This is a genomic window from Streptomyces sp. NPDC005805, from assembly GCF_040630445.1.
GTDB lineage: Bacteria > Actinomycetota > Actinomycetes > Streptomycetales > Streptomycetaceae > Streptomyces.
The window spans coordinates 1-19,291 of sequence record NZ_JBEXXN010000077.1 but is presented as its reverse complement, the minus strand read 5'-3'; the positions used below and the strand labels follow the sequence as shown (position 1 = coordinate 19,291).

At 74.6% G+C, this 19,291-nt stretch carries 23 protein-coding genes; 11 read left to right on the top strand and 12 right to left on the bottom strand.

The genetic code is table 11. From position 1 onward, the window contains the following. Nucleotides 1-11 precede the first annotated feature (11 nt). Complete coding sequence (meaB, locus tag ABZ457_RS28590; protein WP_359163252.1) at nt 12-1,001, top strand: methylmalonyl Co-A mutase-associated GTPase MeaB; 990 nt, start codon at nt 12-14, stop codon at nt 999-1,001. A gap of 148 nt (nt 1,002-1,149) precedes the next feature. After that, a complete protein-coding gene (locus ABZ457_RS28585; RefSeq protein WP_359163249.1) occupies nt 1,150-1,692 on the top strand; it encodes a type 1 glutamine amidotransferase domain-containing protein in 543 nt (180 codons plus the stop codon). A 39-nt stretch (nt 1,693-1,731) separates the two neighbouring features. On the opposite strand, the gene ABZ457_RS28580 is transcribed toward ABZ457_RS28585, so the two are convergent. Continuing rightward, a complete protein-coding gene (locus ABZ457_RS28580) occupies nt 1,732-1,977 on the bottom strand; it encodes a DUF6158 family protein (protein WP_359163246.1) in 246 nt (81 codons plus the stop codon). Nucleotides 1,978-2,188: 211 nt separating this feature from the next. Here ABZ457_RS28580 and ABZ457_RS28575 point away from each other — a divergent pair, with 211 nt between their 5' ends. Then, nucleotides 2,189-2,836, top strand: coding sequence for an endonuclease (locus tag ABZ457_RS28575; protein ID WP_359163243.1), 648 nt, complete (start codon nt 2,189-2,191; stop codon nt 2,834-2,836). A 102-nt stretch (nt 2,837-2,938) separates the two neighbouring features. Here the strand turns inward: ABZ457_RS28575 and ABZ457_RS28570 are convergent, their stop codons facing one another. Continuing rightward, on the bottom strand, nt 2,939-3,262 hold the full coding sequence (locus ABZ457_RS28570; protein WP_359163240.1) for a plasmid stabilization protein: 324 nt from the start codon (nt 3,260-3,262) through the stop codon (nt 2,939-2,941). Nucleotides 3,263-3,331: 69 nt separating this feature from the next. Then, nucleotides 3,332-3,526, bottom strand: a complete 195-nt coding sequence (locus tag ABZ457_RS28565) for a hypothetical protein (protein WP_359163237.1) — start codon at nt 3,524-3,526, stop codon at nt 3,332-3,334. 390 nt (nt 3,527-3,916) lie between these two features. Here ABZ457_RS28565 and ABZ457_RS28560 point away from each other — a divergent pair, with 390 nt between their 5' ends. Next, entirely contained in the window at nt 3,917-4,720 is an 804-nt protein-coding gene (locus ABZ457_RS28560) for a SigB/SigF/SigG family RNA polymerase sigma factor (RefSeq protein ID WP_359163267.1), read from the top strand. A gap of 34 nt (nt 4,721-4,754) precedes the next feature. Here the strand turns inward: ABZ457_RS28560 and ABZ457_RS28555 are convergent, their stop codons facing one another. Together ABZ457_RS28555 and ABZ457_RS28550 are read right to left on the bottom strand one after the other, a co-directional pair. Next, entirely contained in the window at nt 4,755-5,204 is a 450-nt protein-coding gene (locus tag ABZ457_RS28555) for an ATP-binding protein (RefSeq protein ID WP_359163233.1), read from the bottom strand. A 13-nt stretch (nt 5,205-5,217) separates the two neighbouring features. Then, nucleotides 5,218-5,616, bottom strand: coding sequence for an STAS domain-containing protein (locus ABZ457_RS28550; RefSeq protein ID WP_359163230.1), 399 nt, complete (start codon nt 5,614-5,616; stop codon nt 5,218-5,220). A gap of 335 nt (nt 5,617-5,951) precedes the next feature. On the opposite strand from ABZ457_RS28550, the gene ABZ457_RS28545 reads away from it, so the two are divergent. Next, nucleotides 5,952-6,743: a SigB/SigF/SigG family RNA polymerase sigma factor gene (locus ABZ457_RS28545; protein ID WP_359163227.1), complete on the top strand. Its 792-nt coding sequence runs from the start codon at nt 5,952-5,954 to the stop codon at nt 6,741-6,743. A 14-nt stretch (nt 6,744-6,757) separates the two neighbouring features. On the opposite strand, the gene ABZ457_RS28540 is transcribed toward ABZ457_RS28545, so the two are convergent. The 4 genes from ABZ457_RS28540 to ABZ457_RS28525 form a co-directional block, all read right to left on the bottom strand. Further along, nucleotides 6,758-8,293 (bottom strand): MFS transporter, encoded by a 1,536-nt coding sequence (locus ABZ457_RS28540; protein ID WP_359163224.1) that lies wholly within the window; start codon nt 8,291-8,293, stop codon nt 6,758-6,760. Between the two features lie 36 nt (nt 8,294-8,329). After that, nucleotides 8,330-9,580 carry an aromatic acid exporter family protein gene (locus tag ABZ457_RS28535; RefSeq protein WP_359163221.1) on the bottom strand — a complete coding sequence of 417 codons (1,251 nt, stop codon included), beginning with the start codon at nt 9,578-9,580 and terminating at the stop codon, nt 8,330-8,332. 78 nt (nt 9,581-9,658) lie between these two features. After that, complete coding sequence (locus ABZ457_RS28530) at nt 9,659-9,943, bottom strand: DUF5133 domain-containing protein (protein WP_359163218.1); 285 nt, start codon at nt 9,941-9,943, stop codon at nt 9,659-9,661. A gap of 149 nt (nt 9,944-10,092) precedes the next feature. Then, nucleotides 10,093-10,932 carry a VOC family protein gene (locus ABZ457_RS28525; RefSeq protein WP_359163215.1) on the bottom strand — a complete coding sequence of 280 codons (840 nt, stop codon included), beginning with the start codon at nt 10,930-10,932 and terminating at the stop codon, nt 10,093-10,095. A 211-nt stretch (nt 10,933-11,143) separates the two neighbouring features. Here ABZ457_RS28525 and ABZ457_RS28520 point away from each other — a divergent pair, with 211 nt between their 5' ends. Continuing rightward, entirely contained in the window at nt 11,144-11,536 is a 393-nt protein-coding gene (locus ABZ457_RS28520) for a VOC family protein (RefSeq protein ID WP_359163212.1), read from the top strand. 66 nt (nt 11,537-11,602) lie between these two features. Here ABZ457_RS28520 and ABZ457_RS28515 read toward each other — a convergent pair whose 3' ends face one another. Further along, complete coding sequence (locus ABZ457_RS28515; RefSeq protein WP_359163209.1) at nt 11,603-12,307, bottom strand: type 1 glutamine amidotransferase domain-containing protein; 705 nt, start codon at nt 12,305-12,307, stop codon at nt 11,603-11,605. A 148-nt stretch (nt 12,308-12,455) separates the two neighbouring features. Between ABZ457_RS28515 and ABZ457_RS28510 the strand changes: the two genes are divergently transcribed. Both ABZ457_RS28510 and ABZ457_RS28505 read left to right on the top strand, forming a co-directional pair. Beyond that, nucleotides 12,456-13,361, top strand: coding sequence for a LysR family transcriptional regulator (locus ABZ457_RS28510; RefSeq protein WP_359163207.1), 906 nt, complete (start codon nt 12,456-12,458; stop codon nt 13,359-13,361). A gap of 155 nt (nt 13,362-13,516) precedes the next feature. Then, nucleotides 13,517-13,834 (top strand): hypothetical protein, encoded by a 318-nt coding sequence (locus ABZ457_RS28505; RefSeq protein WP_359163204.1) that lies wholly within the window; start codon nt 13,517-13,519, stop codon nt 13,832-13,834. Nucleotides 13,835-13,893: 59 nt separating this feature from the next. Here the strand turns inward: ABZ457_RS28505 and ABZ457_RS28500 are convergent, their stop codons facing one another. Continuing rightward, nucleotides 13,894-15,126: a cation:proton antiporter gene (locus ABZ457_RS28500; protein ID WP_359163201.1), complete on the bottom strand. Its 1,233-nt coding sequence runs from the start codon at nt 15,124-15,126 to the stop codon at nt 13,894-13,896. A 3-nt stretch (nt 15,127-15,129) separates the two neighbouring features. Next, the gene (locus ABZ457_RS28495; protein ID WP_359163198.1) at nt 15,130-15,615 is read right to left on the bottom strand and encodes a TrkA C-terminal domain-containing protein; all 486 of its coding nucleotides are present in this window, start codon (nt 15,613-15,615) and stop codon (nt 15,130-15,132) included. A gap of 333 nt (nt 15,616-15,948) precedes the next feature. Here ABZ457_RS28495 and ABZ457_RS28490 point away from each other — a divergent pair, with 333 nt between their 5' ends. The 3 genes from ABZ457_RS28490 (at nt 15,949) to ABZ457_RS28480 (ending at nt 19,240) form a co-directional block, all read left to right on the top strand. Beyond that, nucleotides 15,949-16,620: a response regulator transcription factor gene (locus ABZ457_RS28490; protein WP_359163195.1), complete on the top strand. Its 672-nt coding sequence runs from the start codon at nt 15,949-15,951 to the stop codon at nt 16,618-16,620. Nucleotides 16,621-16,720: 100 nt separating this feature from the next. Next, nucleotides 16,721-17,710, top strand: coding sequence for a LysR family transcriptional regulator (locus ABZ457_RS28485; RefSeq protein ID WP_359163192.1), 990 nt, complete (start codon nt 16,721-16,723; stop codon nt 17,708-17,710). 153 nt (nt 17,711-17,863) lie between these two features. Then, complete coding sequence (locus tag ABZ457_RS28480) at nt 17,864-19,240, top strand: alpha-lytic protease prodomain-containing protein (protein WP_359163189.1); 1,377 nt, start codon at nt 17,864-17,866, stop codon at nt 19,238-19,240. The last annotated feature ends 51 nt before the right edge of the window (nt 19,241-19,291 follow it).

The window sequence follows — 19,291 nt, the reverse complement described above, 5'->3', positions numbered from 1 at the left end:
ACTGGGGAGACATGCCGCCGAAGATCGACATCGACGCGTACGTCAAGGGCGTGCGGGACGGTTCGCGGGCGTACGTCGCCCGGTCCGTCACGCTCGTCGAGTCCACCCGGCCGGACCACCGGGTGCTCGCGCAGCAACTCCTCACCGAGCTGCTGCCGTTCACCGGCTCGGCCCGGCGGGTGGGCATCAGCGGGGTGCCCGGGGTCGGCAAGTCGACGTTCATCGACGCGCTCGGCACGATGCTGACCGGGCTGGGGCACCGGGTGGCCGTTCTCGCGGTGGACCCGTCCTCCACCCGGACCGGCGGCTCCATCCTGGGCGACAAGACCCGGATGGACCGCCTGTCGGTGGACCCGGCGGCCTTCGTCCGCCCCTCCCCCAGCGCGGGCACCCTCGGCGGGGTCGCCAAGGCCACCCGGGAGACGATGATCGTGATGGAGGCGGCCGGGTACGACGTGGTCCTCGTCGAGACGGTGGGCGTGGGCCAGTCGGAGACCGCGGTGGCCGGCATGGTCGACTCCTTCCTGCTGCTGAGCCTGGCCCGCACCGGGGACCAGCTCCAGGGCATCAAGAAGGGCGTCCTGGAGCTGGCGGACGTCATCGCGGTCAACAAGGCGGACGGCCCGCACGAGCGGGACGCCCGGGCGGCGGCCCGTGAACTGGCGGGCGCGCTGCGGATGATGACGCCGGCGGACGCGGTCTGGACGCCCCCGGTGCTCTCGTGCAGCGCCCGGGAGGGCACGGGTCTGGACACGGTGTGGGAGCGGCTGGAGCAGCACCGGCATCTGCTGGACTCCACGGGCCGGCTGGCCGAGAAGCGCCGGGACCAGCAGATCGGCTGGACCCGGGCGATGGTCCGGGACTCCCTGCTGGACCGCCTGCACCGGCACCCGGGGGTCCGGGAGGTGGCGGCGGAGGCGGAGGCCGAGGTCCGGGCGGGGCGGCTGACGCCGACGCTGGCGGCCGAGCGGATCCTCGACGCGTTCACCCGGCAGGACTGAGCCGCGTCCGCCCCGCCGAGCCCGGTCCGCCCGGCGGGGCTCGGCGGGGCGGACGCGGCGCGGTGTCACGGGCGGCGGTCCGGGTACCCGGTCCGCTCCGGCCGGCGCGCCGCCGGCCGGACGGCCCCGAGACTCCGAGGAGCGGACCATGCTGATCGCATTCCTGACGGCCCACGAAGGCGTGGAGCAGGTGGAACTCACCGAGCCGTGGCAGGCGGTGAAGGACGCCGGCGACGAGCCGCGGCTGATCTCCACGCGACCGGGCGCCGTCCAGGCCTTCGACCACCTCGACAAGGCGGACACCTTCCCGGTCGACCAGGTGGTCGCGGACGCCTCCCCCGACGACTACGCCGCCCTGGTCCTGCCCGGCGGGGTGGCCAACCCGGACGCCCTGCGGATGGACGAGAACGCCGTCGCCTTCGTGAAGGCGTTCTTCGACGCGGGCAAGCCCGTCGCGGCGATCTGCCACGCCCCGTGGGCCCTGGTGGAGGCCGGCGCGGTGCGCGGGCGGACCCTGACCTCCTGGCCGAGTGTGCGCACCGACATCACCAACGCGGGCGGCACCTGGGTGGACGAGGAGGCCGTGGTGTGCACGGCGGGCCCGAACACCCTGATCACCAGCCGCAGGCCGGACGACCTGGACGCCTTCGCCAAGGCGTTCACCGCCGAGTTCGCGAAGGCGGGCGGCTGAACGCTCGCGCGCAGTGCCCGCGAGGGGGCCCGCGTCCGGTCAGGGGGTCCGGCCGCGGGCCCCGTCGCGGGTGCGGCCGGCGGCCGGGGGCCGGTCGGGGTGCCGTCGCAGGTACTCCGCCTCCAGCTCGGCCATCCGCACGTCGTGCGCGGCCAGGGCCGCCGCCGAGCCGTACAGCAGTGTGTCGTGCCGGCTGCGGTGGATGGTCTCCAGTTCGCGCAGCAGATCGTGCTCGCCCAGCCTGGCGGGGTCGACTCCCCGGTGTTCCTGCTCGCTCTCGTTCACGGCGCCGGTCCCTTCTCGGTCCTGTCCTGTCCCCCGGTCCGCTCCGGGGCCACGGCCCCGGAGCGGCCGGGTGTGTCCCGTCGCCGCCCGGGTACCCGGGCGGCCCGTACCCCGACCCTCGGGAGGATGTGATGCGTTCCTGTTACGAGCGTCGCGGCCATCGGCCCCCGGCGCAGTCCGGACGCCGCCGCCCCGCCCGGGGAGGCACCCCGTGAGCGCGCGGACCGGCACCCGGGCCGAGGAGCGGGAGGCGCTGCGCCGGCTGCTCTCCGAGCGGGGGCGCACCTACGCGGAGGAGGCCGGGATCACCCTCCGCGACAAGCCGCAGCCCCTGTACCGGCTGCTGGTCCTGGTGGACCTGCTCAGCGCCCCGATCCGCGCCGAGGCGGCCGTCGACTCGGCGCGCGAGCTGAGCCGGGCGGGGATGCGCAGCCCCCGGGCGATGACGGAGTCGGGCTGGCAGGAGCGGGTGGACGCGCTCGGCCGGGGCGGCTACCGGCGCTACGACGAGAGCACCGCCACCCGGCTCGGCGAGGCGGCGGACCTCCTCCTGGGCGCCTACGGCGGCGATCTGCGCCGGCTGCGCGAGCGGGCCGGCGGGGACGCGGACGCGCTGCGGGAGCTGCTCCGGGAGATCCCGGGGCTGGGTCCGACGGGTGTGGAGATCTTTCTGCGCGAGGTCCAGGGGGTGTGGCCGGAGGCCGGCCCGCTGCTGGACGGGAAGGCCCTGGACGGGGCCCGCCGGGCGGGCCTGCCCGGCGACGCCGACCGGTTGCTGACGGCCGCCCCGCGCGGCACCGAGCCGGCCCGGCTGGCGGCCGCGCTGGTCCGCACCGCGCTGGCACCGAAGGAGGGGTGACCGGACCCCCGAGCGCCCGGTCACCCCTCCCAGCGGCCCCGCGACGGGCCCGGGGCCCGGGGAGCCTGCTTGCCCGGGGAGCCTGCTTGGGGCCCCGGGGGACTACTTGCCCAGTTCCCGCTTGAGCTCGGCCTTGTTCATCGAGGACCGGCCGTGGATGCCGCGGCGCCGTGCCTCCGCGTACAGCTGGTCGTAGGTCGGGCCCTCGGCCCCGCTGTGCGAACGCTGCCCGCCGCGCCGGGACGAGGACATGTCCTGGGTGGATGTCCTGCTCGCCGTCCGGGACTCCCCCGCGCGGGCCCGTTCCTTGTTGACGGTGCGCGCCGCGATCTCCTCGGCGCGCTTCTCGCTCTCGCCGCGCTGTTCGGCGCTCTCCTTGATGTGCTCGTACTGACGCTCGCGCTTGGGGCTCGAACCACGGGGCATGCCGTGTCTCCTTCCGCTGCCGGCCGGTACCGGGGCCGGGTGCGGCGGGCCGGTACCGGGGTCGGACCGTTACCTGGCGTGGCGGCCGTGGCGGCGGGTGCGGGCGGCTTCGGCGTCCGCCTTCGCCGCCGCCTCCTCGTCCCGGCCCTGCTGGGCGAGGCGCCGGCCTTCCTGCTTCATCCGCTCGTTCTCCAGCACGATGCCGTCGGACTCCTCCATACGGCCCCGCAGCTGCTTCAGCCTGGCCTTGGCCCTGCCCATCATGGTGCGTTCCTCTCCGCGGCTCGGTGGGCCGCCGGGTCGGGGTCGGGTGCCGTGCGTGCTGTGCCGGTGTCCGCCCGCGGACGGGTCCAACGGGACGGTTGTCCGGCGCGGGTTCCCCGGTCCCCGGCGCCCACACATGGGCGCGCGGTATCCGGCCCCGCACTGGCCCCGTGCCCCCTCCATGAAGTTCGCAAACTGGACTTTTACTCGCGTAAACGCATCAATCTCGGCGCGCGGGGAAGGCCCCCTGGTGGAGGCACACGCTGCGGTGAGCCACGCCCCGACCCGGGGCCGCCGCCTGCCGCGCCCGTCGGAAGAGGCCCCATGGTCACCACCGAGCGCACCCGCCCCGAGCCCACCGGCCCGGTCGCCGCCGCGACCCCGGAGCCGATGGCCGTCCCCTGCCCCGTGGACCTCTCCACCGTCGGCCCCGAGGACGCCCGGGCACTGTCGGCGAGCCTCTTCCGGCGTCTGGCGGCCCTGGAGGAGGGCACCCCGGAGTACGCGTACGTCCGGAACACCCTGGTCGAGCTGAACCTCAACCTGGTCCGCTTCGCCGCGCGGCGCTTCGCCGGGCGCGCCGAGCCGATGGAGGACATCCTCCAGGTCGGCACGGTCGGGCTGATCAAGGCGATCAACCGCTTCGACGTGGACCGGGGCGCGGAGTTCACCTCCTTCGCGCTGCCGACCGTCGTCGGGGAGATCAAGCGGTACTTCCGGGACGCGAGCTGGTCGGTGCGGGTGCCGCGCCGGCTCCAGGAGCTGCGTATCGGCCTCGCCAAGTCGATGGACGCCCTGGAACAGGAGCTGGGCCACCGGCCGAGCAACGCGGAACTGGCCGAACGGCTGCACGTCAGCGAGGCCGAGGTGGTCGAGGGCGAGCGCGCCTCGAACGGCTACGCGGCGCAGTCCCTGGACGCGGGCGGCGACGAGGAGGGCGGCGCCGCGGGTCTCGCACGGCGGCTCGGGGCGGAGGATCCCGCGTTCTCCATGGTCGAGGCGGTGGAGTCGCTGCGACCGCTGATCGCCGCCCTGGACGAGCGGGACCGGCTGGTCCTCTCGCTGCGGTTCTGCGGCGAACTCACCCAGTCGGAGATCGGCGAGCGGCTCGGCGTCTCCCAGATGCACGTCTCCCGGCTGCTGGCCCGCATCCTCGCCGAACTGCGCGAGGGCCTCACGGTGGACGACGCCTGAGCCACCGGGCTTCTGCCCCGGGGCCCACCCGCCCTCACCCCGGGGGCAGGACGACCTCCGCCCAGACCACCTTGCCGTCGCCCCGGCGCTCCGCGCCCCAGCGGCGGGCCAGGCGTTCCATGACGATCAGCCCGTGCCCGCCCGGCACGGAGGGGCTGGCCCGCCGCTGACGCCGGGGCAGTTCGGCGCTGGCGTCGGCGACCTCGATCCTCAGCCGCGCCCCGTCCCGGCGGAGCACCAGCTCCAGGGGGCCGCCGGCGTGCAGACAGGCGTTGGTGACGATCTCGGAGACCAGCAGCAGCACGTCCTCGGAGACCTCCGCGCCCTCGCCGCCCAGCGGCGCGGCCCCGTCGCGGGGCCAGCCCCAGTCGTCCAGCGCCTCGTGGGTGAAGTCGCGGCAGCGGCTCACCACCCCCCGGGTGCCGAAGAGGGCCAGCCGACGGGTCTGGGTGCGGCCGGGTGCGGGAGGCGGGGTGGTCGTCATGCGGCGGCCGCCGTCATGCCGTGGTCTCGTCCGCCAGGGCCTCGTCGAGACCGGCGTGCAGGCGGAAGACGGAGTCTGCTCCCGTGATGCCGAACATCCGGGCGACCGGGGGGCGCAGCCCGGAGACCTCGATCCGGATGCCCGCCTCCCGGGCCTCCAGCCGGGCGTGCAGCAGCACGTTCAGTCCGGTGGAGTCGCAGAAGCCGAGCGAGGCGCAGTCGACGACCACCCGGGCGGGCCGCGCGCCCACCGCGCGGCTCAGCTCCTGCCGCAGCGGGTCGGCCGTGTCGTGGTCGAGTTCCCCGGCGAGGGCGAGCACCTCGACGTCGCCGTGCCGCCGGTTGCGGACCCGCAGGCGGTCGTCGGGTGGCCGGTCCGGTTCCTGAGCGCTCCCGGTCCCTGCCCGGTCCATCGGCTCCCACCTTCCTCCGCGTCGGGGGCGCTCCCGTCGCCGTCCCGGCCGGGGTGCGGCGGGGCGGAACGCGCGGGAGCACGGCACAGCGGGTACCCCGCGGGCCGCGCCGTACACCTGGCGGCCCACCCCGTGCGCCCGTTTCACCCCGGTATCGGCACTTACGAGAGATTCCGCCCGGGGCACGTTTCCCTCCGGAACCTCCCGGGCAGCCGCGTGGTGAGCTTCCACAAAGGACATCCGGCCGGCCGCCGCGCCGGGCACCCCACCCGGCGGCGAACGACAGGCGGCCCGGCCCCGGACACGGCACCGCACCCTGCAGGAAGTCCCTCATCATGCGCCAGCACCCGCACGCCAAGCACTCGCACTCCGACGCCCCCGACACCCAGGCGGCCTTCAGGAGACTGGCGGAACTCCAGGACGGGCCGGAGCGGCAGCGGCTCCGCCAGGAGGTGGTGGCCGCCTGGCTGCCGATGGCGGACCGGATCGCCGGCCGGTTCCGTGACCGGGGCGAGTCCCTGGAGGATCTGCGCCAGGTGGCGGCCCTCGGCCTGGTGAAGGCCGTGGACCGCTACGACCCCGCGCGGGGCGCGTTCGAGAGCTTCGCGGTCCCGACCGTCGTCGGCGAGGTCAAGCGCCACTTCCGCGACCATATGTGGGCGCTGCACGTACCGCGCCGGGTGCAGGATCTGCGCAACCGGGTCCGCATCGCCCGCCGGGACCTGGTGGCCACCACCTCCGGCCGCTCCCCCACGGTGGGCGAGGTGGCCTCGGCCGCCGGGCTGAGCGAGGAGGACACCCTGGTGGGCCTGGACGCGCTCGACAGTTTCACCGCCCTGTCCCTGGACGCGGTGGTGCCGGGCGCCGACGACGGCTACTCGCTCGGCGACACCCTCGGCTCGCCGGACCGGGCCATCGACGTCCTGGTCGACCGCGAGGCGGTCAAGCCGGGCCTGCGCAGGCTGCCCGAACGCGAGCAGACCATCCTGTACATGCGCTTCTTCCGCGATATGACGCAGAGCAGCATCGCGCAGACCCTGGGCATCTCCCAGATGCACGTCTCCCGGCTGATCAGCCGCTGCTGCGACCGGCTCCGCAGCGAGGTCATGCGAGACGCGACGGCCTGAGGCCGCCCCGGGCCCTACGTCCGGCCCGGCCCGCCGCTCTCCGTCCCCGGCGCATCCGACCCGGGCCCCGCGGCTCCCGCCGCGCTCTCGTGGGCCTCGGCGGACAGCGGCTTGGCGATGTCCTCCAAAGAACGCCCCTCCGCCTTGACCGCGAAGAGGACGGCGACGATCCCGGCGAGGACCATCAGCGTGGCGCCGATACAGAAGGCGAGCACGGCGTCCCGGACCACTCCGCTCTCCGTCAGCTCGGCGAAGAGCAGCGGACCGGAGATGCCGCCGGCGGCGGTGCCGATGGCGTAGAAGAAGGCGATGGCCATGGCCCGCGTCTCCATCGGGAAGATCTCGCTGACCGTGAGGTAGGCCGAGCTGGCGCCGGCCGAGGCGAAGAAGAGCACCGCGCACCAGCACGCGGTCATCGTGGTCGCGTCGAGCTTCCCCGCGTCGAAGAGCCAGGCGGTGCCGAAGAGCAGCAGTCCGGACAGGATGTAGGTCCCGGCGATCATCGGGCGGCGGCCCACGGTGTCGAAGAGCCTGCCGAGCAGCAGCGGTCCGAGGAAGTTGCCGGCGGCGATGACGGCGAAGTAGTAGCCGGTGCTGCCGCTCGGCACGTCGAAGAACCTGACCAGGATCGAGCCGAAGCCGAAGGTGATCGCGTTGTAGAGGAACGCCTGGCCGATGAAGAGGGAGAAGCCGAGGGTGGCGCGCTTCGGGTAGCGGCGGAAGACCGTGCGGGCGATCTCCAGGAAGCCGATGCTGCCGCGCCGGCGGATGGTGATGGCCGGACCGGGCTCCGGCAGCGGGGCGCCCTTCTCCCGTTCGATCTTCCGTTCCACCCCGGCGACCAGTTCCTCGGCGTCCCGTTCCCTGCCGTGGATGAACATCCACCGGGGGCTCTCGGGGACGTTCCGGCGCACCAGCAGGATGACCAGGCCGAGGACGACTCCGAGGGCGAAGGTGAGCCGCCAGCCGACGTTCGCGGCGAACAGGTCGGTGTCCAGGGCGACCACCGACAGCAGGGCGCCGCCGACCGCGCCGAGCCAGTAGCTGCCGTTGATGATGAGGTCCACCCGGCCGCGATACTTGCTGGGGATCAGCTCGTCGATGGCGGAGTTGATCGCCGCGTACTCGCCGCCGATGCCGAAGCCGGTGAGGAAGCGGAAGAGGAAGAACCACCACACCGAGAAGGACAGCGCGGTGAGGGCGGTGGCGGCCAGGTAGACGGCGAGGGTGACGATGAAGAGCTTCTTGCGGCCGTAGCGGTCGGTCAGTCGGCCGAAGAAGAGGGCGCCCGAGCAGGCCCCCGCCACATACAGGGCGGCCGCCATGCCCGTCACCTGGGCGTCGGTGATCGGCAGCCCGCTGCCCGGTTCGGAGAGGCGGCTGGCCATGTTGCCGACGATGGTCACTTCGAGGCCGTCGAGGATCCAGACGGTCCCCAGGCCGATCACGATCATCCAGTGCCAGCGGGACCAGGGCAGCCGGTCGAGCCGGGACGGCACCTTGGTGGTGACGGTGCCGGTGGCGGTGGACGCGTCGGACGCGCCGCTCATCGGGGTCCCCTCTCGGTGGATGCGGGTGGGTCCCGGCTACTGGTCGGCACCGGCGCCGCGGGGCCGTTCCCGCAGCGGGGCGAGGCCGGCCCGCTCGCGCAGGGCGGAGAGCCTGGGGCGGCGGGCGCGTTCCTCGCGGGTGTGCCGGTCGAGTTCCTCCATGAGCCGGCGGGAGCGGTGGTCCAGGTCGAGTTCGTCGAGGATGCGGTCGATCTCGGTCAGCAGGGCGCCCTGGAGCTGCCACTGCCGGGGCGACTCGCGCACGCTGTCGAGGAGGAGGTCGGCCGCCCGGTCGCGGCTGGCGCGCGCGGCGGCGAGTTCGCCGGTCAGGCGCTCCTCGGCGGCGTCGGCGCTCTCGCTGTCGTTGTCGGTGACCAGCACGGCGAAGCTGACCAGGGTGTCGGCCACATGCCCCAGGAGTTCCTGGAGGGCGAGGCCGACCTCGTACGGGAAGAGGTCCTCGCCCTTGCGCTGCTTGGCGAGGTCGGTGACGGTCCGGGCGATGACCCGCAGGACCACGGCGCAGATCTCCAGGGTGTCCAGGCCGGTGCGCAGCACGATCCGGTGCAGCAGGCCCTCCTTGACCCGCGGGTTCATCCGCAGGCTGTCCTCGGCCTGGCGCAGGGCCGCGTCGACCTCGGCGACGTCGTTGTCCACCCGGCGGGCCTCGTGCAGCTTCTCGGCGGCCCGCTCCACGGGGGTGGGCCGGGTCAGCTCCTCGCCGATGGCGAGCAGCAGCCGGCGCATCCGGCGGGCCAGGTCCTCGATGGACTCCCCGGCGGAGCCCACCCAGACCGGGGGCACGAACAGCACATTGAACCCGAGCCCCACGGCGGCGCCGATCAGGGTCTCCAGCACCCGGTCCCAGGCGGTGTCCGCGACCTGGGTGACGCCGAGGACGAGCATGGCGCTGATCGCGACCTCCGGGACGAACTCGTCGACCCGGGCGAAGCGTCCGACGACCAGCGCGGACAGGATGATGAGGCCGAGGCTCCACCAGCTCAGCCCGACCAGCACGCTGAAGCCGATGGCGATGACCACCCCGACGACGACCGCGTTGACGCGGCGGATGCCGGTGGTGAGCGTCGAGTACAGGGTGACCTGGACGACCAGGAGGGCGGTCAGCGGCGCGGTGAGGGGCACGGGTTCGCGGCTCAGCTGGAGGGCCACCACATAGGCGATGGTGGCCGCCGCCGTCGACCGGAGGGTCTGCGTGACGACGGGGTCCCTGCGCCGGGCGAGGAGCCGGGCGAGGAGCCCCGGGGGCGCCGTCTTGCCGTCGGACACCTTCCGCCTCCTCATCGGTCCCACCCGCATGTGCCCGCCCGGGGCGCGCTCATGTGCGCCCCGGGCGGGTTCCGGCCGTCAGCAGCCGCCGGAGGCCGCCCGTTCCGCGAGGGGCTGGGCGCCCGCCAGGGGCGCGTTCGTGAGCGGCCGGCCGGCGGACCGCACGGAGCGGCGCACATAGGACTCGGCGGCGAGGACCGCCTCGCGGGCGGTCCGCTCGCACATCAGCACGCACAGCGTGTAGGCGGTGTCCTCGAACCTCCGCCGGGCGCGTTGGTCGTGCGGGGCGTCGACGAGGCGGTTCTCCTGGGCCCGGTAACGGGCGATGAGCCTGGCGACGACGCTCGTGTCGGGCATCAGCATCGTGTGTCTCCCGGTTTCTGCGAACCCCCGGCACACGGCGGAACGATGTCCGTCCGGTGCCTCATTGTGATCCGTGACGGCGTCCGCCGCCACGCAAACGGTCACCGTCCGTCACCTGGTGGCGGACGGCGGTACGGCGCGAACTCCGTTCAGGGGCCCACCAGGTGGGGATCCGGGCCGGGCACCGCGTCGCCGAGGGAGGAGACGGTGAAGATCGCGCCGTCGGGATCGCGCAGGCTCGCCTCCCGGCCGTGCGCGGTGGAGCGCTCGCCGAGCAGGGTGGCGCCGTGCCGGCGGGCCGTGTACGCGGTCTCCTCGACGTCCTTCACCGCGAAGTGGACGTGCCAGCGGGGGTGCAGCAGCGGGTTCGCGGAGGTGCCGTCGGCGCCGGAGGTGAGCTGGGCCAGGACCCGGCCGCCGTGGTGGAGCAGGACGACGCCCTCGGAGTAGCTCACATCGCAGCAGCCGGCCCGGTCGGCGGCCCAGTCGAGGACCTCGCCGTAGAAGATGGCCGACTCGAAGGCGTCCCGGGACAGCAGGCGGATCCAGGCGGGGGCCTTGTCCCGCCAGGCGGGCCAGTCGCTGACCAGTTCGCCCTCCCAGACGCCGAACACGGCCCCGTCCCGGTCGGCGGCGAGCAGGCCGCGCCCGGTGGACAGGGACAGCGGGCCGACGGCCACGGTGCCGCTGCGCTCCCGGATGCGGCCGGCGGTGACGTCCGCGTCGGGGACGGCGAAGTAGGGGGTCCAGGCGACGGCCACGGTCAGCCGGGGGGCGAGGGCGCCGATGCCGGCCACGGGCACACCGTCGGCGAGGGCCACGCTGAACTCCTCGCCGAGGCGTCCCTTGCGGAACTCCCAGCCGAGCACGGCGCCGTAGAAGTCCTGGGCGGCGGCGAGGTCGCGGGCCATCAGGCTCACCCAGCAGGGCGCGCCGTACATGGCCTCGCTGCCGTCGGCCGCCGGGGGCCGGGTCGTCTTGTCGTTCATCACCATGTCCGGCTGTCGGGGTTCCGGGCCGCCGGGCGGTGCGCGGTGCGCGCCGCCCGTCGCCTGCCAGGGCCGCTGTCCCGGACCATCCTCCTCCGGGCGGCGCGAACAGGCTAGCCGGTGGTCACCGTAGGTGACGGAACGAATCGTGCGTGTCGCCGCGCGGACCGCGGCCCGGTGTGTCCGGGGCCGGCGGGGGTAGACGCGCGCTATGACCGCAGCGAAGATCCCCCTCCTGGTGCTGGACGCCGCCGAACCCCGCCAACTCGCCGAGTTCTACGCGGCGTTGCTGGGCGGGGAGATCCGCCCCGGGGCGGACCCGGACATGGTGGAGGTGCACGCCGGCGGCGGGGTGCGCCTGGCCGTGCGCCGGGACCACGGGTACGCCCCGCCGAGCTGGCCGCGCCCCGAGGACTCCCAGCAGTCCCATCTGTACCTCGTCGTCGCCGAGGGGGACCTGGACGAGGCGGAACGGGAGGCGGTGAGCCTCGGGGCGATGCCGGTGGACAGCGGCGGCGACCCGCGCGCGGCGGGCAGCCGGGTCTACGCGGACCCGGCGGGCCACTCCTTCACCCTCCAGGTGCAGGCGCCGGCCCTGCGCTGACGGACCTCCGAGGTGCTGCGCGGGTCCGGCGCGCGCCCGGGGTCCGGCGCCCGCGCCCCGGGGCGGTCAGTTCCGGGCGAGGGCACCCACCACCCGGCGTGCGGTGTCCGCGCTGGACTGCGGGTTCTGCCCGGTGATCAGGTTGCCGTCCTCGACGACGGTGCTGGACCAGGCGGGCCCGGTGACCACCTTCGCGCCCAGCTCGCGCAGCCGTGACTCCAGCAGGTACGGCGAGCGGTCCCCGAGGCCGCCCTGCGCCTCCTCCTCGTCGCTGAAGGCGGTGACCTCCCGGCCGGCGAAGGCGAAGGCCCCGTCGTCCGAGACGGCGCTCAGCAGCGCGGCGGCGCCGTGGCAGAGGGTGGCCACGACCGCGCCCCGGCGGTCGGCGTCGGTGAGCAGGCGGCCGAGGGAGGCGTCCCGGGCCAGGTCGGCGACGGGACCGTGCCCGCCGGGGACGTAGACGGCGGCGTAGTCGTCCGCGTCGGCGGTGGCCAGGTCCAGAGGGGCGGCCAGTTCCCCGCCGATCGACTCCAGGTAGGCGGCGAACCGGCGGGCGTCGGCCTCCTCGACACCGCCGCGGGCGTCGAGGCTGATCGGGTCGGCGGTCGGCTTCACCCCGCCCGGCGTGGCGATCACCACCTGGTGGCCGGCGCCGGTCAGCGCCTCGTGGGAGACGGCGACCTCCTCGGCCCAGTAGCCCGTGGGGTGGGCGGAGCCGTCGGCGAGCTCCAGGGAGTCGGCGCCCGTGACGACCATGAGGATCTTCGGCATGACGGAAACGTCCTAACGGCAGAGAGACAGCGGCTGGCCGGCCCGGCCGCCGCACGGCGTACGGCTCCCGGGCCCGGACCCAGCTTTCACCCGCCTGCCCCCTCCGGCATCATGGAGGTCATCGGTCTTCTTATGGAACGGGTGTTGCGTGCCGGGGCTCGATCTGCTGGCGACCTTCCTGGAGATCTACCGGGCGGGCTCTCTCACCGCCGCGGCGGAGCGGCTCGGGCTGAGCCAGCCGGCGGTCAGCGGGCAGCTCGCCCGGCTGGAGGAGGAGCTCGGGGAGACCCTGTTCCTGCGCTCCCGGCGGGGTGCCGTGCCCACCGCCCGCGCCGCCGACCTCGCCGCCCGGATCGGGACCCGTCTGGACGAGCTGCGGGCGGCCCTGGACCCCTCCAGCGGTGATGTCGCGCATGTGGGGACGGTGCGGCTGGGCGGGCCGGCCGAGCTGATGACGGTGCGGGTGCTGCCCGCCCTCGCGCCGCTCACCGCCCGCGGCCTGCGGCTGCGTCTGGCCCTCGGGCTCGCCGACGATCTGCTGGCCCGGCTCTCGGCGGGCGAGGTGGACCTGGTGGTCTCGGCGGTGCGCCCGACGCGGCAGGACATCGCGGCGACGCCGCTGACGGACGAGGAGTTCGTCCTGGTGGGGCCGCCCGCGCTGGCCAGGACCGTGGACGGGGAGCGGCTGGCCGCCGATCCGGTGGACGCCCTGGCGCATCTGCCGCTGGTCGCCTACGCGGACGACCTGCCGATCGTGCGCCGCTACTGGCTGAGCGAGTTCGGCGCCCGCCCGCCGAACGGCGTCGCCGTCACCGTCCCCGACCTGCGGGGCGTCCTCGCCGCGGTGGTCGCGGGCGCGGGGGTGAGCGCCCTGCCCCGCTATCTGGCCGAGCCGGCCCTCGGCGCGGGCTCGGTGGAACTCCTCCATGAGCCGGCCGCCCCGCCCCTGAACACGCTGTACCTCGCGGTGCGCACGGGCGCCCTGGTGCACCCGCCCCTGGCCCTGGTCCACGACCACCTGCGGGTGCGGGCCCGGTCGTGGGGAGCGCTGTAGAACCCGTCTCGGGCCGTTCGCGGTGGGCGGCATCAGGGGGTTCTGGGGGTTGTCCCCCACCGGCTTTGGGTGCCTTCCCCGATACCGCGCGGACGCGCGGGACGGGAGGCTGGACGCACCAGCGAGGGCACGCTGCCGTGCGGGAGGAGGCGCCCATGCGAGCCGACAGGGTCCCGTCGCTGCGCAACGTGGCACCCGTACCGTTGCGGCGCCCGCCGGGTACCTCCGGTGGGAGCACGCGCCGCACACGGGGGCCCGGCACCGACCGGAACGGCAGGGTCCGGGAGAAGGGTGCCGGGCCGCTGAGGCATCTCGTCGCGTGGGCGGTCGTCGTCGCCGCCGTCGCGGCGGTCGTCGGCGGCATGCTGCTGCCCCACGGGCTGCTGCTGGCGCTCGGGCTGATCCTGGCGGGCAGCCTGAGCCTGGTGGTCGCACCGTCCGAAGGCCGCCGGGGCCGCCCCCGTGCCTCATGAGCTCGTGACCTCATGAGCGGCGCGTGGGCGGCCCCGGCGGGCGGTACGGGCGTCGGGCGTCAGTCGCGCGCCTCGACCTTGGCGGCGGCGGCGCGGTCCTGCTCCCCCGCGGGCGCGGGCACCGCGGCGGAGGCGGCGCGGCGGGCCGTGAACCACAGGCCGACCGGCTCGGTGAAGCGGGCCGTCAGCGGGCCGATGACGACCAGGATCAGGACGTACGCGGTCGCCAGCGGGCCCATCATCGGCTCGATGCCCGCGGAGACCGCGAGGCCCGCGATGACGATGGAGAACTCGCCACGGGCGACGAGGGTGCCGCCGGCGCGCCAGCGGCCCTTCGGTCCGACACCGGCCCGTTTGGCCGCCCAGTACCCGGTGGCGATCTTCGTCAGGGCGGTGACCACGGCCAGCGCGAGGGCGGGCAGCAGCACCGGCGGAATGCTCGACGGGTCCGTGTGCAGGCCGAAGAAGACGAAGAACACGGCGGCGAACAGGTCCCGCAGCGGGCTGAGCAGGGTGTGGGCGCCCTCGGCGACCTCCCCGGAGAGGGCGATGCCGACGAGGAAGGCGCCGACGGCCGCCGAGACCTGGAGCTGCTGGGCGATGCCCGCGACCAGCAGGGTCAGACCGAGGACGACCAGGAGCAGCTTCTCGGCGTCGTCGCTGCTGACGAAGCGTGAGATGAGGCGCCCGTAGCGGACGGCGACGAAAAGAACGGCGCCCGCGACGGCGAGGGCGATGGCCAGGGTGACGCTGCCCGCGGCCAGGCCCGCGCCCGCCAGCAGGGCGGTGATGATGGGCAGATAGACGGCCATCGCCAGGTCCTCAAGGACGAGGATGCTGAGGATGACCGGGGTCTCCCGGTTGCCGAGGCGGCCGAGGTCGCCGAGCACCTTGGCGATCACGCCCGAGGAGGAGATCCAGGTCACACCGGCGAGGACCACGGCGGCGACCGGGCCCCAGCCCATCAGCAGGGCCGCTATCGCGCCGGGCAGGGCGTTGAGGCTGAAGTCGACGAGCCCGGCCGGGTACTGGGTCTTGAGGTTGGAGACCAGGTCGCTGGCGGTGTACTCCAGGCCGAGCATCAGCAGCAGGAGGATGACGCCGATCTCGGCGCCGATGGCCACGAACTCCTCGCTCGCGCCGAGCGGGAGGAGACCGCCCTCACCGAAGGCGAGACCCGCGAGCAGATAGAGGGGGATCGGCGAGAACCGGAGGCGTCCGGCGAACCGCCCCAGGAGCCCGAGCCCCAGGATGATCGCACCGAACTCGATCAGGAACAGAGCAGAATGCACGGATCACTCCTGTCCGAGGATCTCGGCGGCCGCGTCCACGCCCTCGCGGGTGCCGACGACGATGAACGTGTCACCACCGGCCATGCGGTAGTCGGGGCCGGGTGAGGGGACGGCTTCGGCGCGGCGGAGCACGGCGACGACGGAGGCGCCGGTCTCGGTGCGCAGGCGCATGTCGCCCATCACCCGCCCGTTCCACACGGAGTGGGCGGACAGCTCGATCCGTTCGGCGACCAGACCGAGGTCGTTGGTGTGCAGGACACTGGAACTGTGGTGATCGGGCATCAGGGCGTCGATCAGCGAGGCGGCTTCGGCGCCCGTCAGATGCAGGGACTGGGCGCAGGCGTCGGGGTCGTCGGGCCGGTAGACGTTCACCGACCGGGTTCCGTCGCGGTGGGCGATCACCGAGAGATGGCGATGCTCACGTGTGGTGAGGTCGTACTGCACACCGATACCCGGCAGGGGCGTGGTGCTCATCCGTGGAGCGGGCACGGCCCGTCCTCCTTGTTCGTTCACGTCGTGCGTCGTCGACTGTGGTGCGTGTACTGGCGGGTGGCGCGGGCGTCCGGCACGTCGGGGCCGCGCGTCGCGACATGATTTCATCCCCCTCCAGTGGCGCGATATGGGTGTCAGCACGGATGGACATGCGGCGCGGGCGACCGACAGGGTGGGCGAGGCCACGCGTGCGCCGCAGGTCACAGCGGTGGCGTGGTGTCCGGGGCCGTGCAGCGGCGAGGATGGGGCGGGTGGGGGTGCGTACCGTTTCGGACCGCGCCGCCGTATCCGTATCCGCATCGCGCCCGGCGCCACGAAAGGGACCACCGCATGACCACCACGACGCCCGGACGGGCCGTCGCCCGCATCCTGCTCGCCGACGACCACGCCCTCGTGCGGCGCGGGGTCCGGCTCATCCTGGACAACGAGCCGGATCTCACGGTGGTCGGGGAGGCGGGGGACGGCGCGGAGGCGGTGGCGCTCGCCCGCACCACGGACGTGGACCTCGCCGTCCTCGACATCGCGATGCCCCGCCTGACGGGTCTCCAGGCGGCCCGCGAGCTCTCCCGGCTCAAGCCGGACCTGCGCATCCTGATCCTGACGATGTACGACAACGAGCAGTACTTCTTCGAGGCACTGAAGGCCGGGGCCAGCGGTTACGTCCTGAAGTCGGTGGCGGACCGGGACCTGGTGGAGGCGTGCCGGGCGGCGATGCGGGACGAGCCGTTCATCTACCCGGGGGCGATCACGACCCTGATCCGGCGCTATCTGGACCGGGCGCGGGAGGGTGACCCGCTGCCCGCGCGGGCGATCACGGACCGCGAGGAGGAGATCCTGAAGCTGGTCGCGGAGGGGCACACCTCGAAGGAGATCGGCGATCTGCTGGTGATCAGCACCAAGACGGTGGAGCGGCACCGGGCCAACCTCCTCCAGAAGCTGGGGCTGAAGGACCGGCTGGAGCTGACGCGTTATGCGATCAGGGTGGGGCTGATCGAGCCCTGAGAGGGTTTCCCGGGGTGCCGCCGGGCGGGTGGCAGGACTCCGCGATTTTGGTCTGGACCTGCTTCTTGCCGGGGCGTCGGCGGGCCGCCAAGCTGCGTTCATGGAACTGGAGTTGCGGCACCTCAGGACGATCAGGGCCATCGCCGAGGCGGGCAGTCTCACCAAGGCGGCCACCGCGCTGGGCCTGGCGCAGCCGGCCCTCAGCGCCCAGCTGCGCCGGATCGAGCGCTCCCTCGGCGGGGCGCTGTTCGAGCGGGGGCGCTGCGGGGTGCGCACCACGGCCCTGGGCGAACTGGTGCTGGACCGGGCCCGGGTGGTGCTGCCCGCGGTCCATGAACTCCAGGAGGAGGCGGTGCGGTTCGCCCGCGCGGGCGGCGGCGGGCAGCGCAGCTTCCGGCTCGGCGGTACGCACGGGCCGCTCCTCGGCGGTCTGGTGGACCGGCTGGCCGGGGCCGAGCCGGAGGCGGGAATGGCCACCCACACCTCCTGGTCCGAGCGGGAGATCGCCGCGCAGGCCGTCGACGGGCGGCTCGACTACGCGCTGATCGGCACCTGCGGGGAGAGCGCGCCGCCCGAGGCGGGCCGGCTCGCCTGGACGGAGGTGGCCCGCGACCCGGTGTTCGTGATGCTGCCGACGGACCATCCGCTCGCCGCCCGCGAGGAGATCGCCCTCGCCGAGCTGTCCGGCGAGGCGTGGGCGGACGTCCCGGGCGACGGCTGCTTCGGGGACTGCTTCGCCGCCGCGTGCGTCCGGGCGGGGTTCACCCCGGCCCGGGTCTACGAGACGGACACCGCGTCCTGCGTCCATCTGGTGCAGGTGGGACGGGCGGTGGGCCTGTGCCGGGCCACCTTCCCGGCGACGCCGGGGGTGGTGACCCGGGCGCTGGCCGGCACGCCCCTGGTCTGGCGCCACCTCCTCGGCTGGCACCCGGGCTCCCCGGCGGCGGCCGGGGCGCCGGAGGTCATCGCCCATGTCCGCGCGGCCCACCGCGAGGCGGCCGGCCGCAGCCCCAGCTACACCCGCTGGCTCGCCGCGGGCCGCTCCCCCGCGCTCCACGCCCCGGACCCGGCGTACGGGCCACCCCTCTGAGCGGTGTCCGGCGTACGGCCCGCCCCGTAACGCGGCACCAGGGGGCGGCCCCCATAACGCGGCGCAGGGGGCCGGTTGGGATCTGCTGTCCGCCCGTGCGGGCTCCCTACGGTTTCGGGACCACCTCCCACACCGAGACCGAGGGGACTCCCCATGTTCCACAGACCTGTCAGGGCGGCGTGTGCCGCGGCCGTGGCCGCGGGGGCGCTGGTGCTGGCCTCGCTCCAGGGGTACGCGGCGGCCCAGCCGCCCGCCGCGGCCCCCGCCGGAGCGCCGTCCGCAGCCGAGACGCTCGCCGTGTCCGCCGCGCAGCCCGGGCTGAAGCGGGCCATGCAGCGCGATCTGGGGCTGACCGCGGCCCAGGCCGAGCGGCGGCTGGTCAACGAGGCGGAGGCGGGCGCGGCCGCGGCCCGCCTCCAGCAGCGCCTGGGCGCGTCGTTCGCGGGCGCCTGGGTGTCGGGGGCGGAGTCGGGGACCCTGACCGTGGCCACCACCCGGGCGGCCGACCACGCGGCGGTCCGCGCCGAGGGCGCGGAGCCGGTGGCGGCCGGGGCCTCGCTCGCCGAACTCGACCGCGCCAAGGCCGCCCTGGACCGCGCGGCGGCCCGCGCCGGCTCCCCCGCCGTCCCCGTCTGGTACGTGGACGTGCGCGCGAACACGGTCGTGGTCGGGGCCCGGGACACCGCCGCGGCCGAGGCCCTGATCGCGGCGAGCGGCGCCGACCGGGACCGGATACGGGTCGCCGCCACCACGGAGAGCCCCCGTCCGCTGTACGACATCCGGGGCGGCGACGCGTACTACATGGGCGGCGGCGGGCGCTGTTCCGTCGGCTTCGCGGTCACCCGCGGCACCCAGCACGGTTTCGCCACGGCCGGTCACTGCGGCCGCGCGGGCACCGCCACCTCCGGCTTCAACCAGGTGGCGCAGGGCACCTTCCAGGCGTCCACCTTCCCCGGCCGGGACACCGCCTGGGTGCTGACGAACAGCCAGTGGACGGCCACCCCGTACGTGAAGGGCGCGGGCGGCCAGAACGTGCAGGTGGCCGGGTCGGTGCAGCAGCCGGTCGGCGCCTCGGTCTGCCGGTCCGGGTCGACCACGGGCTGGCACTGCGGCACGATCCAGCAGCACAACACCAGCGTCACCTACCCGGAGGGCACCATCACCGGGGTGACGCGGACCTCGGTGTGCGCGGAGCCGGGCGACTCGGGCGGCTCCTACATCTCGGGCAGCCAGGCGCAGGGCGTCACCTCGGGCGGTTCGGGCAACTGCCGCACCGGCGGCACCACGTACCACCAGCCGATCAATCCGCTGCTCCAGGCGTACGGGCTGACCCTGCGCACCACCACGGACCCGGGTCCCGGTCCGGGCGAGCCGCCGGAGGAGCCGGGCGGCACCTGGGCGGCCGGGACGGTCTACGCGACGGGCGCCCAGGTCACCTACGGCGGTGCGACCTACCGCTGCCTCCAGGGCCACCAGGCCCAGACGGGCTGGGAGCCGCCGAACGTCCCGGCGCTGTGGCAGCGTCTGTGACGGACGGGACCACATGACCGGTGCGCGCGCCGCGGGCGAGGGGCCGCGGCG

Excerpts from the sequence above, each read along its gene's own strand:
- ABZ457_RS28545 (WP_359163227.1), top strand. The coding sequence starts at position 5,952 with ATGCGCCAGCACCCGCACGCCAAGCACTCGCACTCCGACGCCCCCGAC.
- ABZ457_RS28565 (WP_359163237.1), bottom strand. The coding sequence starts at position 3,526 with ATGATGGGCAGGGCCAAGGCCAGGCTGAAGCAGCTGCGGGGCCGTATG.
- ABZ457_RS28505 (WP_359163204.1), top strand. The coding sequence starts at position 13,517 with ATGCGAGCCGACAGGGTCCCGTCGCTGCGCAACGTGGCACCCGTACCG.
- ABZ457_RS28520 (WP_359163212.1), top strand. The coding sequence starts at position 11,144 with ATGACCGCAGCGAAGATCCCCCTCCTGGTGCTGGACGCCGCCGAACCC.
- ABZ457_RS28485 (WP_359163192.1), top strand. The coding sequence starts at position 16,721 with ATGGAACTGGAGTTGCGGCACCTCAGGACGATCAGGGCCATCGCCGAG.
- ABZ457_RS28585 (WP_359163249.1), top strand. The coding sequence starts at position 1,150 with ATGCTGATCGCATTCCTGACGGCCCACGAAGGCGTGGAGCAGGTGGAA.
- ABZ457_RS28515 (WP_359163209.1), bottom strand. The coding sequence starts at position 12,307 with ATGCCGAAGATCCTCATGGTCGTCACGGGCGCCGACTCCCTGGAGCTC.
- ABZ457_RS28530 (WP_359163218.1), bottom strand. The coding sequence starts at position 9,943 with ATGCTGATGCCCGACACGAGCGTCGTCGCCAGGCTCATCGCCCGTTAC.
- ABZ457_RS28525 (WP_359163215.1), bottom strand. The coding sequence starts at position 10,932 with ATGAACGACAAGACGACCCGGCCCCCGGCGGCCGACGGCAGCGAGGCC.
- ABZ457_RS28480 (WP_359163189.1), top strand. The coding sequence starts at position 17,864 with ATGTTCCACAGACCTGTCAGGGCGGCGTGTGCCGCGGCCGTGGCCGCG.
- ABZ457_RS28570 (WP_359163240.1), bottom strand. The coding sequence starts at position 3,262 with ATGCCCCGTGGTTCGAGCCCCAAGCGCGAGCGTCAGTACGAGCACATC.
- meaB (WP_359163252.1), top strand. The coding sequence starts at position 12 with ATGCCGCCGAAGATCGACATCGACGCGTACGTCAAGGGCGTGCGGGAC.
- ABZ457_RS28550 (WP_359163230.1), bottom strand. The coding sequence starts at position 5,616 with ATGGACCGGGCAGGGACCGGGAGCGCTCAGGAACCGGACCGGCCACCC.
- ABZ457_RS28560 (WP_359163267.1), top strand. The coding sequence starts at position 3,917 with ATGGCCGTCCCCTGCCCCGTGGACCTCTCCACCGTCGGCCCCGAGGAC.
- ABZ457_RS28540 (WP_359163224.1), bottom strand. The coding sequence starts at position 8,293 with ATGAGCGGCGCGTCCGACGCGTCCACCGCCACCGGCACCGTCACCACC.
- ABZ457_RS28555 (WP_359163233.1), bottom strand. The coding sequence starts at position 5,204 with ATGACGACCACCCCGCCTCCCGCACCCGGCCGCACCCAGACCCGTCGG.
- ABZ457_RS28490 (WP_359163195.1), top strand. The coding sequence starts at position 15,949 with ATGACCACCACGACGCCCGGACGGGCCGTCGCCCGCATCCTGCTCGCC.